This window comes from Candidatus Magnetaquiglobus sp. (genome assembly GCF_058402785.1).
Map to the genome: position 1 here is coordinate 1 of NZ_JBZVFG010000073.1, position 12,837 is coordinate 12,837.

Genomic DNA, 12,837 nt, shown 5'->3' on the forward strand with positions numbered 1-12,837 from the left:
CCAAGGGCTTTGCCCTTGGATCCCACCAGGGGCCATTGGCCCCTGGACCCCATCAATTTTTGGGGTTCTGAATCATAACGGACGGTTTTTCCTGGAGGGAGCTTGAACATGCGACATGCACGTTGGATGGGATCGGCCTGGGTTCTGGCCCTGCTCTGGGGGTTGTCGGGCACGCCGGTCGAGGCTGGCACCATCAAGATCGGCGTGGCCGGACCACTCTCCGGTCCCCAGGCGGCCTTCGGCGAACAGTTCCTGCGCGGGGCCGAACAGGCGGCCAAGGACATCAACGCCAAGGGCGGCATCCACGGCGAAATGATCGAGCTGGTCAAGGGGGATGACTCCTGCGAGCCGAAACAGGCCGTGGCCGTGGCCAACCGACTGGTCGATTTCGAAAAGGTGGCCGCCGTGGTGGGCCATTTCTGCTCCTCCTCGACCATCCCGGCCTTCGAGATCTACGCCGAGGCGGGCATCCTCTCCATGACGCCGGGCTCGACCAACCCCCTGGTCACGGAAAGAGGGTTCTCCACCGTGTTCCGCGCCTGCGGACGCGACGACCAGCAAGGGGTGGTGGGGGCCGAATACCTGGTCAAGGAGCTGAAAGCCAAACAGATCGCCGTGATCCACGACAAGGATACCTACGGCCAGGGGCTGGCGGAGGCCATGAAAGGCCATCTGGGCAAGCTGGGACTCAAGGAGGTGCTCTACGAAGGTCTGACGCGCGGCGAAAAGGATTTCAACGCCCTGGTCACCAAAATCCGCGCGGTCAAGGCCGACGGGGTTTACTTCGGCGGGTTGCACAGCGAGGCCGGACCACTCGTGCGCCAGATGCGCGAACAGGGTCTGACCATCCCGCTGGTCTCCGGGGATGGGATCATGTCCGACACCTTCGTCACCTCGGCGGGCGGTCCCAGGTTCGTCGAGGGGGTCTACATGTCCTTCGGGGCCGATCCGCGCAAGATCCCGGCAGGCAGGGAGGTGGTGGAGAAGTTCCGCAAGGCCGGTTACGAACCGGAAGGGTATACGCTCTACTCCTACGCCACCATGCAGTCGATCGCCGCCGCGCTCGCCGCCAACAAGAACCGCGACGGCGCGACGCTGGCCGCCTGGCTCAAGGCCAACCCGGTGGAGACCGTCATGGGCACCAAGGCCTGGGACGCCAAGGGTGACCTCAAGGTCTCGGACTACGTGATCTATCGCTGGACTTCGGACGGCAAGTACGAGGAGGTTCGATAGCGATTGCCGTGAATGGCCACATCCTCGCCCAGCAGATGGTCAACGGGCTGGTCCTGGGTTCGGTGTACGGCCTGATCGCCGTGGGATACACCATGGTGTACGGCATCATCGGCATGATCAATTTCGCCCACGGCGATGTGTATATGATCGCGGCCTATCTTACCGCGATCGTTCTCGCCGCTCTGACCGCATGGGGATTGCAGTCCATCCCGGTGGTGATCCTGCTGGTGCTGGCCTTCACCATGGTCGTCACCGCCCTGTATGGCTGGAGCGTGGAGCGGATCGCCTACCGTCCGCTGCGCGCCTCCAACCGGCTGGCGCCGCTGATCTCGGCGATCGGCATGTCCCTGATTCTTCAAAACTACGTCCGACTCTCCCAGGGCGCGCGCACCCAGGGCACCCCCACGCTGCTCGATGGGGGGGTGCGGCTGTTTGATGGCGGACCGGACCAGTTCGTCCAGATCACCCATGCCCAGATCCTCATCGTGGTCACCGCCATCGTCGGCATGGGGCTGCTGTGGTATCTGATCCACGGCACGGCCATCGGACGGGCCTGCCGCGCCGTGCAGCAGGATCGGGTCATGGCCAGCCTGCTCGGCGTGGATACCGATCGGGTGATCGCCATCGTCTTCGTGCTCGGGGCCGGCATGGCCGGGGTGGCCGGCTCCCTGGTCACCTTCAACTACGGTTCGTTCGATTTTTTCATTGGCTTCGTCACCGGGATCAAGGCTTTCACCGCCGCCGTGCTGGGCGGGATCGGCTCCCTGCCCGGAGCCATGCTCGGGGGGGTGATCCTGGGTTTGGCCGAATCGATCTTCTCCGGCTTCGTCAACACCGATTACAAGGATGTGTTCGCCTTTTCGCTGCTGGTGCTGGTGCTGATCTTTCGTCCGAGCGGCCTGCTGGGTCGCCCGGAGGTGGAGAAGGTCTGATGACGCGCCGGAGAGAGGTGGCATGAGCTGGACCACGCGATTGCGCGATGCCGGCCTCACCGGGTTGATCGCCCTGCTGCTCTTCGCCCCCCTGACCGGCGTCACCCTCACCGGCTACACTCTGGAAGGACACTGGCAGCGACCCTTGTGGCTGGCCGCCGGGGTGGTGGTCGGCAGGTTCCTGCTCGGACTCTACCTGGAGTCACGCCGCGCCCGGCTTCCGGTCGAGCAAGCCCCTTCGTCCGAAACGGTGGGCTGGATCGATCGCAACCGTCCGTTCATCCTCGGCCTGGCCCTCGTCTGCGCCTTGCTGCTTCCCTGGTTCATCGGCAAATACTGGCTCAACGTCGCGATCCTGGCATTGATTTATGTTCTGCTGGCCCTGGGACTCAACATCGTGGTGGGACTGGCCGGCCTGCTCGACCTGGGCTTCGTTGCCTTCTACGCGGTGGGCGCCTACGGCTATGCGTTGGGATTCAAGTATCTGGGCCTGAGCTTTTGGCTGGCGCTCCCCTCGGCGGCCATCCTGGCCGGTCTGTGCGGCATCCTGCTCGGCTTTCCGGTGCTGCGCATGCACGGCGACTACCTGGCCATCGTCACGTTGGGATTTGGCGAGATCGTCCGGCTGGTGCTCAACAACTGGATGGAGTTCACCGGGGGTCCGAATGGGGTGCGCGCGCCGTTCCCCTCCCTGTTCGGCCTCGAGTTCGGACGCCGCGCCCAGCCGGGTCATACCACCTTCCACGAATACTTTCAGATCCCCTATGCCAGTGAAACCAGGGATATCTTTTTCTATCTGCTGTTGCTGATCGTGGTGGCCGGGATGATCTTCGTGGTGCGGCGACTGCGCCGCATGCCCCTGGGACGCAACTGGGAGGCGCTGCGCGAGGATGAGATCGCCTGCCGCTCGCTGGGGATCCAGCCGGTGTCGGTGAAACTGTCGGCCTTCGGACTCGGGGCCATGACCGGAGGCTTGGGCGGGGTCTTCTTCGCCGCCTCCCAGGGGTTCGTGAATCCCACCTCGTTCACCTTCATGGAGTCGGCCCACATCCTGGCGATCGTCATCCTCGGCGGCATGGGCTCCACCGGAGGGGTGATCATCGCGGCGGTGATCCTCACCGTGCTCCCCGAGGTGCTGCGCGACTTCGCCGAGTATCGCGGTCTGGCCTTCGGCATGGCCATGGTCTTCATGATGATCTGGCGTCCGCGCGGCCTGATGGGGATCCGTCGCGCCCGCTTCCATCGCTCCGAGGTGGGGAGATGAGACCCCCGCCGCTTTTGAAGGTGCGCGATCTCTCCATGCGCTTCGGCGGCGTGGTGGCGTTGAACCGGGTCGGTTTCGACGTGAAACCGGGTAGCGTCACCGCCTTGATCGGTCCGAACGGCGCGGGCAAGACCACGGTCTTCAACTGTCTCACCGGATTCTACGCCCCCAGCGAGGGGGAGATGCGCTTTCATCCCCTGGACGGCCACGAGGTGGCCCTGCACGACCTGCTGGGTGGACCATGGCGCGGCAGGGATTTCGTCTCGCCCGCGGCCTTCGCGCGGCGTCTTCATGACAAGATGTTCGGGGGCGCGGCCCTGGCCGCCCGTGTCGGGGTGGTGCGCACGTTCCAGAACATCCGGCTGTTTCGCGAGATGACCGTGATGGAGAATCTTCTGGTGGCCCAGCGCGCACGGGTGAACAATGGCCTCCTTTCCGGTCTGCTGGCCACCCCGGATTACCGGCGCGCCGAGGCCGAGGCGATCGAGCGGGCCTGGGGATGGTTGGACTTTTTTCGGTTGGCCGAGGATGGGAATCGTATGGCCGGCTCCCTGCCGTATGGCCGGCAGCGGCGTCTGGAGATCGCCAGGGCCATGTGCGTGGAGCCGCGTCTGTTGTGTCTGGATGAGCCGGCGGCGGGTCTCAATCCCAGCGAAACCGACGAGCTGGCGGAGTGGATTCTTGCCCTGCGGCGCGGTCACGGGGTGACGGTCTGTCTGATCGAGCACGACATGGGGTTGGTGATGGAGATCTCCGACCATGTGGTGGTGTTGGATCATGGTCAGGTGTTGGTGGCGGGTCGTCCCGAGGTGGTGCGCGACGATCCGGCGGTGTTGGAGGCCTATCTGGGCGCGCCGGAGGAGGGGTGAGGTGGAGAGGTCCGAACCGATTCTGCGGTTGAGCGGCGTGGATGTGGCCCATGGCCAGATCCAGGTGTTGCGGGATTTGACCCTGGAGGTGGGCAAGGGAGAGATCGTCACGCTGATCGGGGCCAATGGCGCGGGCAAATCCACGTTGTTGATGGCCATTTTCGGTCAGCCGCGCGTCTTGCGGGGGAGCGTCGTGTTCGACGGTCAGGAGATCACCGACTTGCCGACCCATCGCATCGCGCGGTTGGGTCTGGCGCAGGTGCCGGAGGGGCGGCGCATTTTTCCCGGCATGACGGTGTTGGAGAATCTGGTGATGGGTTCGCCTGGGGGCGAGGTGGATCAGGCGGTGTTGGCGCGCATTCACGGGTTGTTTCCGATCTTGCGGGAGCGGATCGGGCAGCGGGCCGGGACCCTTTCGGGCGGGGAGCAGCAGATGTTGGCGATCGGGCGGGCGATGATGAGCAAGCCGCGGTTGTTGTTGTTGGACGAGCCGAGTCTGGGATTGGCGCCGTTGATGATCCGACGGATCTTTCAGGCGTTGCGGGAGATCGTGGCCGAGGGTACGACGCTGTTTCTGGTGGAGCAGAATGCCAATCAGGCGTTGCGCCTGGCGGATCGGGGATATGTGTTGGTGAACGGTCGGATCGTGATGGAGGGGAGAGGGACGGGGTTGCTGGCCGATCCCGAGGTGCGGCGGGCCTACCTGGGGGGGCATTGAGGCAACCGAATCGTCGCGGGGGACGGGGGACCGCGAGCTTCCCGGCAGAGGTGCGGAAACGGAGTCTCCGAGGTTCGGCTCTGGACTTCGGCTTTTTAAACCGCCCCCATCACGGGATGCGTCGTTCCATGATCAAGGGTCCAATATACCAGGGGGATTATCCCCCTGGTAGGCTCCAAGGGCAAAGCCCTTGGGACTTTGTTTTTTGACTTGAGCGCGTTCTTCCTCAAAGAAGCATTTTTCGCGGTTTTTGCGCAAAAACGCTGCGCGCTGCCTTCATGAGCGTCGTTTCCGATTTTTGGAAACGACGCTCATGAAGGCACGGCAATCTTGCGGGAAACGACGCATCCCGTAATGGTTGCGGTTTGGTTCTGAAATTCCTTTTATTCCCAATCTTGGATAGAGCCCAGCATGCCCATGCTCCGTACTTCCCATCTTCTGGCGACCTTTTTCGGATCGGGACTGCTTCCCAAGGCTCCCGGCACCTGGGGCACGCTGGCCACGGTGCCTCTGGTGTATTTAAGCCAGCAGATTCCCCAGATCGGGGCCTGGACGATCCTGCTCGTGGTGGGCGTGCTCGGGGTGTGGAGCGCCGGGGTGGTGTGCCGGGAGACGGGGCGGGAGGATCCGTCGGAGGTGGTGATCGACGAGGTGGCGGGATTCTTGCTTACCATGATCGATGCCCCACATGGCGCCATGGGAATGGTGATCGGATTCGCGTTGTTCCGGCTGTTCGACATTTTCAAGCCGTGGCCGGTGAACGCCCTGGAGAAACTGCCGGGGGGATGGGGCGTGATGGCGGATGATCTGGCCGCCGGGGTGTATGCCGCCTTGTGCGTTCATGGACTGGTCTGGATGGGTTGGTTATGAAGTGTTTGCTGGTCATGCCACGCTGGAGCGAACAGGGGGCGTTGTTGCCGTCCTCCGGACGCCCCTACCTCGATCTCGCCCTCGAGTGCCTGGGGATCGGTCCCGTGGCGCTGATGGAGATCGATGGCGATGGCCCGTTCGATCCCGGCAAGATTTCCGAGGAGTACCCCCTGATCCTGATTCAGGGGGATGGCCAGGGGGGGCGCCTGCGCCGCTCGCTGGTGTCGAGTCTCGGGCTGTCGCTGGGGCTGGAAGGGGATGACTCCGATCAGCTCAAGGTGTTCGGCGCGCGCGCCCTGACCGATGAGGCCGGACACCCGGAAGGGTTCATCCTGCAACGCCGGGGCCGCACGGTGGCCTATTGCGAACGGTCGATCTGGGCGGCGCGACGCGCGCTGGTGAAGATCCTGCGTGGCCTGATCGGGGATGGAAACGGGGGTCGGCGCAAACGGTCGGTCGCCTGCTGGATGGTGGAGGGGGCCGGGGAACCGTTGGATCTGGGCCCGGAACCGGGAGCGGCGTTGCATGCCGCCTGTCGAGTGTGCGATCTGCCGAATGGCGATGCCGGCCTGTTGATTCCCGCCACTCTCGGCGAGGCCTACCAGACCCGTCTCGCCGAGCAGTTGGGCAATCGCATCTATGCCACCTCCCCGAAACCCCTGGAAGAGGTGGTGGCGGCCTGTCTGCGGGAGGCGGGTGTCAAGGTGGCGGTGGCGGAGTCCTGCACCGCCGGTCTGGTGGCGGCGCGACTGTCGGCTCTGCCCGGCTCCTCGGCGTATCTCTCCTCCGGTTGGATCCCCTATGCCAACGAGGCCAAGATGCGCGATCTGGGGGTGCATGGGGATCTTCTGGCCAGTCGCGGGGCAGTGAGCTACGAAGTGGCACAGGCGATGTCCGCCGGGGCGCTGAGGCTCTCCGAGGCCGATCTGGCCGTGGCCGTGACCGGTATCGCCGGCCCGGAGGGGGGCAGCGCGGAGAAACCGGTCGGCACGGTCCATCTGGCGGTGCGCAGCCGTGAGGGCATGCTGTTGGAACATCGGGGATTCTACGCCGGCAGTCGCGAACAGGTGCGTTGGCGGGCGAGTCAGACCGCGTTGCATCTGCTGCGTCGCGTGCTGGCGGGTTGAAAAGCGGGAAGGAGAGATTGGGCATGGCGTGTCGCGTACGTTGCATGATCGGGGGAGAACCCCCTCATCCCCCGACCGCGGACCTCCCTGGCGGGCGTGCCACGGTCCGGAGCGGTTTTCGTCTCGGGGTGGTCGCGTTGGCCGCGTGGGTCTGGATCGCGGGCATGGAACCGCTCTATTCCGCCGATCCCCCGGAGGATCTGCCCCGGCGCCGCTATGTGCTCAAGGATCGCAAGGATGAGGTGATCGGCGGCACCTATTTCCGTCATCGTGCCACGGCCAACGATACCATGATCATCCTGGCGCGGGACAACCACATGGGTTTCAACGAGATCATGCTGGCCAATCCGGATCAGGATCCCTGGGGTCCGCGCGTGGGCAGCAAAATCCGCATGGATTTCCGCAAGGTGCTGCCCGGACTGAACAATCCGGCCAAAATCGTGGTCAATCTCCCGGAGATGCGGTTGTATCATTTCCGGGGCGACCGCATCGAAACCTATCCGATCGGCGTGGGGCAGGAGGGGATGATGACCCCGCGGGTACGTACTGCGGTGACGGGCAAGATGGCCGATCCGGTCTGGCGTCCGCCGGCCTCGATCCGCAAGGAGGATCCCTCTCTCCCGGAGGCGATCTATCCCGGACCGCGCAACCCCTTGGGCACCCATGCCATCTATCTGAGCCTGCCGGCCTATCTGATGCATGGCACCAACCGTCCGCTGGGGGTGGGACGACGGGTGAGCCACGGCTGTATCCGGCTCTATCCGGAGGATATCATCGAGTTTTTCCCGAATGTCAATCCGGGCGACAGCGTGGCGTTCGTCAACGAACCGGCCAAGGCCGGTTGGCGCGACGGCGAGCTGTATCTGGAGGTCCATCCGATTCTGGCCGACCTCAAACACGAGGGAAGCCTGCGGTCGTTGATGGAAAAGGCGGTCAAGCAGGCCCTGGCGCGCCGTTCCGATCTGCGCGCGGTGGTGGACTGGCGGCTCGCCGAGCGCATGGCCGACAATCCGGATGGCCAGTCGCGCCGCATCGCCGTGGCCGAGGGGTCCAATCCGGCGGCGCGCGACAGGTATCTTACCGTGCCCGAGGTGCCGGAAGAGCAGACCATCCCGGAGGGTGGCCTGAAACTCCCCGACCTGGAACGGCTCGACCGGGAGGATGGCAATCCGGCGGCGATCCGCATCGATCATCCGGTGCCCAAGAGGCCGGTGGAAGAGGAGCGCAAGGGCTCCAAACCCAATCCCGGTAATCGTGGCGCCTGGCCTCCCGACGGTGACGACGCCAACGCCGAACCGATGCCGGCCATCGCGCCCGAACCGCCTCCGGCTTCGATCGCGGATCCGGCCTTCGAGCCGCAACTGGACTCCGAGGCCGATGAGGTGCCGCTGGAATCCGCCACCGATCCGTCGGATTCCCCCGGACAGGGCGTGGTGCCACCCGATTACGTGCCGCCGTCGCGATGACGCATCCGCGAGCCGCCGGATCCCCGGATCCCGCGGCTCGCGAGACGGTCGATTGACTCCGCACTCCCCTCCAAGAGCAGCCGATGGTTCGGGATCTCTCCTTCACGCGCAAGATCGCGCTGTTCTTTCTGCTGATTCTGGCGGCGTTTGCCGTGACCGTCGCCCAATCCTACCTCCATTACGACACCAATCAATCCTCCTGGCAACGCGATCACCTGACCCGACGCATCAGCGAACTGATGCATGGCATCGAAAACGACATCGACCACGCCCATGCCGAGGTGGAGTATTTTTTGCGCGTCAAGGATCCACGGGTCGCGGATCGTGTGGAGGGGTTGATGCGCGATGCCCTGCCACGTCTGAAGGAACTCGACCGGCTGCGGGTCATTCCCGAAGACAACAGCCGGGAACGGGTGATGACCTGGCTGGAGAACCAGCTGGATCTGTTCGCCGCGATCCGCAAACGGCTCGGGGCCATCGGATTCGACGCGAGTTCGGGCGAGCATGGGCGGATCCGCGAGGAGATCCACGAGGTCGAGCAGCTGTTGACCGGGCATGAGGAGTCGCGACTGCTCGCCTCGATGCTGCAACTGCGGCGTCACGAGAAGGATTTCATGGATCGCAAGCAGACCGTCCACCTGGAGAAGTTCCATGCCGAGGTGGATCGGTTCCACGAACTGCTGAGCGGATCCGGGGACGCCCTGAGCGAGACTGAGAAGATGCAGATCCGTGTGTTGACGGTGAGCTACGTGCAGGGGTTTTACACCATCGTCAGCGAGGTGCTGGCCCTGGCCCAGCAGATCGACAAGTTTCGCGTCGGTGTCGAGGAGACCCGCAAGGCGCTCGATGATCTGATGGACTCCCTGGAGACCATCTACCAGAGTCACGATTACCAGCAGACCGAACTGGTGACCACCCAGTTCTGGCGATCCCAGTTCACGGTGTTGGCGATTCTTCTGGCCATTGGTCTGCTGATGGCCGGCATGCTGTTGGATCTGATGAGCGCGGTGAACGGGTTGAGCGTCACCGCGCAACGGGTGGCGCGTGGCGAGGCGTTGACGATCGAGGTGGACCGTCGCGATGAGATCGGGATTCTGGCCCACTCTCTCAAGACCATGCAGGAGAGCCTGACCACCCGCAATTACGAGCTGGAGACCACGGTGCGGGAGTTGCGGGCGAGCGAACGGGAGAATCGGCGCGCCCTGGATCTGCGCACCGCCATTTCGACGATTTTGCAGCTGTCGTTGCAGCCCATGACCCTGGAGGAGATTCTCGAGCGGGCGCTGCGGGTGGTGCTGGCGGTTCCCTGGCTCAAGGTCGAGCAGCGTGGCGCGATCTTTTTATACAACCGGGCCACCGAGCGGCTGGACATGGCGGTCCATTACGACCTTTCGCCGCGGCTGCTGACCATCTGCGCCTCCATCGAGATGGGCCAATGTTTGTGTGGCCGGGCGGCCAGCGAGCGTCGGATGGTGAGGAGCAACCAGCTCGATCCGCGTCACGAGATCCGTTTCGAGGGGATGCGCGAGCATGGCCACTACTGTTTGCCGATCCTTTCGGATCAGGATCTGTTGGGGGTGTTGAACGTCTATCTGCCTGCCGGCCATGTGTTCGAGGAGGAGGAGTGCCATTTTCTCACCAGTATCGTCAACACCTTGTCCGGCGTGATCGCCCGCCATCACGCGGAGGAGAATCTTTCGTACCTGCTCGCCACCCTGGACGCCAAGGTGGTGGAGCGGACCCGTGAGTTGCGGGAGAAGATCGAGGAGCTGGAGACCACGCGCGGCGAGCTGATCGCCAGCGAAAAGCTCGCCTCTCTCGGACGCCTGGTGGCCGGGATCGCCCACGAGGTGAACACCCCCATCGGCGTGGCCTACTCCGGGGCCACGCAACTGCTGGACGAAAGCCGAGTCCTGACCCAGCTTCTGGCCCGGGACGAGGTGGAGATCGACGCGCTTCTGGCCGGCATCGAGGCCATCGAGGGGGCGGCGCGTCTGGTGGAGCGCAATCTGGCGCGGGCGGCGGAGCTGGTGCGGAGTTTCAAGCGCGCCAGCATCGACCACTCCTCCGAGGCGCTGCGCGACTATGTGGTGGGGGAGGTGGTGGGGGATGCGCTGATGAGTCTGCGCAACGCCTTCAAAAAGAGTACCGTCGAGGTCATGGTGGTCTGTCCCCCGGAGTTGTGCGTGGCCGGGGTGCCTGGTTATCTCAACCAGATCCTGACCAACCTGTTGATGAACAGCTTGACCCACGGTTTCGCGGAGGGCGCCCGAGCCGGGCGCATCGACATCACGTTGGCTGTGCGCGGGCATTTGTTGAGCCTCACCTATGCCGACGACGGGGTGGGCATGACCGCCGAGGTGCGGGAGAAGGCTTTCGAACCCTTTTTCACCACCAACCGTTCGGCGGGTGGCAGCGGTTTGGGGTTGTACATCTGTTATAATCTTGTGACGACCAAGCTGCGCGGCACGATTCAACTCGACAGCCAGCCGGAGCGAGGGGTGCGGATCACCGCCTCCTGGCCGGTGGCGGTGAAGCGGGGATAGCGCGCCTGCTTGTCAAGCGCATGGTGACCCCTGTTCAACGCCGGCACGATCCGATGCGTGGATGTCGGTGGCGTGGGTTGGTTCGGTGATTGACTATTCGCATTCATGCGCTGAATTTCGTTGATCATCATTCATGGAATCTTTAAAAATATCATCTTTCAAGGGCGATTCCATAATGATTGTCAATAAAAAATTGAAATTGACAGCATATGAATAATTTGTTACAAATGTGACGCATTGTGACAAATTCTTATGCGAGTCCGCGCCCATGCCCGCCGAAAAACGCACCTTGCAGCTGTCGGCCAAAGGAACCACCGCGACTACGGACCCGGGCGCCCTGCCGCCCTGGCTGGTGCTGGTGGTGGACGACGATGCGGACGTGATCGCGGTCACCCGCCTGAACCTGCGTCAGTTCCAGTTCGCGGGACGGCGTTTGTCCCTGGTCGCGGCCTCTTCGGCCCAGGAGGCGCGGACGCTGCTGGAGAACACCCCCGGCGGTTTCGCCCTGGCGCTGATCGACGTGGTGATGGAGAGCGATGATGCGGGACTGCTGCTGGTGCGCCACATCCGCGAAACCCTCGGGGATCGGAAGATCCGGCTGATCATCCGCACCGGACAGCCGGGACTGGCCCCGGAACGGTATGTGATCGACCACTTCGACATCGACGACTACAAGGAGAAGAGCGAACTCTCCGCGCAGAAGCTCTACACCACGGTCCGTTCGGCGTTGAAGTCCTACCGCGATCTGACCACCATCGACATGGCCCGCCAGGGGTTGGAGGCGATTCTGGGCGCGGCCCCGCGCATGTATCTCCATCCGCTCGACTCCTTCGAGGAGTTTTATTCGGGGGTTTTCACCCAGATTCTCGGTTTGTGCCATCTGGGGGCGCACAGCGAGGTGCGCATCGCCAACGGTTTTCTCGCCCTGTTCAACAAGGACGACATCACCATCAAGGCTGCGGTGGGCGATGTGCGTCTGGACTCCTCGCCCGCCACCCTGCGGGAGAACTTCACCCCCACCGAGACGGTGATTCCGCTGCGGATTCGCGACGAGACCATCGGCATGCTCTATCTGGAGCATGGTCAGCCTCTCGACCCTCTGGCGTTGCACCTGCTGCGGATCTTCACCGGTCAGGTGTGCGTGGCGTTGCAGTCGTTGCGCATGCAGATGGAGCTGCGTCAGGCCCATCGTTCGGCGATCCAGATGCTTTCCGAGGCCGCCGAGGCCAAGGATGCCAACACCGGCGAGCACATTCAGCGCATCGTTTCGCTGACCCGACGGCTCTCCCTGGCCCTGGGGCTCTCCCCGGACCTGGCCGAACAGTATGCCCAGGCCAGTCAACTGCATGACATCGGCAAGATCGGCATTCCGGACCAGATCCTCAACAAGCCGGGTCCGCTGGATCGGGACGAGTTTTCGCGCATCGCCACCCATTCGGCCATTGGCGGCACCATCATCAAGGATGGAAAGAACTTCGGCATCGCCCGCGAGATTGCCCTGTATCACCACGAGAAGTGGGATGGAAGCGGCTATCCCGAGGGGTTGCGCGGCGAAGCGATTCCGTTGTCGGCGCGCATCGTGTCGGTGGTGGATGTGTTTGACGCCCTGACCCATTGCCGGCCCTACAAGGGTCCGTGGAGCGTCGTCGAGGCGGTGGCGGAGATCCGGCGTCTGAGCGGCACCAGTTTCGATCCGCAGGTGGTGGAGGCTTTCGAGCGGCTCCATGCCGGGGATCAATTGGGAGATCTGCTCCAGTCAGGGCAATCGCATTTGAAATTCACTTGACATGCAGGTGAAAACTTGCCAAGTGG

General features: G+C 63.7%; 10 protein-coding genes. All 10 read left to right on the forward strand.

The features are described from left to right. The first annotated feature begins 108 nt into the window (after positions 1–108). The 10 genes from ACV4UY_RS15835 (at position 109) to ACV4UY_RS15880 (ending at position 12,811) form a co-directional block, all read left to right on the forward strand. Positions 109–1,233, forward strand: a complete 1,125-nt coding sequence (locus ACV4UY_RS15835; RefSeq protein WP_491608527.1) for a branched-chain amino acid ABC transporter substrate-binding protein — start codon at positions 109–111, stop codon at positions 1,231–1,233. A gap of 35 nt (positions 1,234–1,268) precedes the next feature. Continuing rightward, positions 1,269–2,165, forward strand: a complete 897-nt coding sequence (locus ACV4UY_RS15840) for an ABC transporter permease subunit (RefSeq protein ID WP_491608536.1) — start codon at positions 1,269–1,271, stop codon at positions 2,163–2,165. 22 nt (positions 2,166–2,187) lie between these two features. Continuing rightward, entirely contained in the window at positions 2,188–3,429 is a 1,242-nt protein-coding gene (gene livM, locus ACV4UY_RS15845) for a high-affinity branched-chain amino acid ABC transporter permease LivM (RefSeq protein ID WP_491608528.1), read from the forward strand. Next, positions 3,426–4,298 carry an ATP-binding cassette domain-containing protein gene (locus tag ACV4UY_RS15850; protein ID WP_491608529.1) on the forward strand — a complete coding sequence of 291 codons (873 nt, stop codon included), beginning with the start codon at positions 3,426–3,428 and terminating at the stop codon, positions 4,296–4,298. The genes livM and ACV4UY_RS15850 overlap by 4 nt, the downstream gene beginning before the upstream one ends. Before the next feature lies 1 nt (position 4,299). Beyond that, the gene (locus ACV4UY_RS15855; RefSeq protein WP_491608530.1) at positions 4,300–5,016 is read left to right on the forward strand and encodes an ABC transporter ATP-binding protein; all 717 of its coding nucleotides are present in this window, start codon (positions 4,300–4,302) and stop codon (positions 5,014–5,016) included. A 417-nt stretch (positions 5,017–5,433) separates the two neighbouring features. Continuing rightward, a complete protein-coding gene (locus ACV4UY_RS15860) occupies positions 5,434–5,886 on the forward strand; it encodes a phosphatidylglycerophosphatase A family protein (RefSeq protein ID WP_491608531.1) in 453 nt (150 codons plus the stop codon). Further along, a complete protein-coding gene (locus ACV4UY_RS15865; protein WP_491608532.1) occupies positions 5,883–7,013 on the forward strand; it encodes a CinA family protein in 1,131 nt (376 codons plus the stop codon). Before ACV4UY_RS15860 ends, ACV4UY_RS15865 begins: the two co-directional genes overlap by 4 nt. A gap of 23 nt (positions 7,014–7,036) precedes the next feature. Continuing rightward, positions 7,037–8,479, forward strand: a complete 1,443-nt coding sequence (locus ACV4UY_RS15870; protein ID WP_491608533.1) for a L,D-transpeptidase — start codon at positions 7,037–7,039, stop codon at positions 8,477–8,479. Positions 8,480–8,562: 83 nt separating this feature from the next. Then, on the forward strand, positions 8,563–11,025 hold the full coding sequence (locus ACV4UY_RS15875; RefSeq protein WP_491608534.1) for an ATP-binding protein: 2,463 nt from the start codon (positions 8,563–8,565) through the stop codon (positions 11,023–11,025). Positions 11,026–11,293: 268 nt separating this feature from the next. Next, positions 11,294–12,811: an HD domain-containing phosphohydrolase gene (locus tag ACV4UY_RS15880; RefSeq protein WP_491608535.1), complete on the forward strand. Its 1,518-nt coding sequence runs from the start codon at positions 11,294–11,296 to the stop codon at positions 12,809–12,811. Positions 12,812–12,837 lie beyond the last annotated feature (26 nt).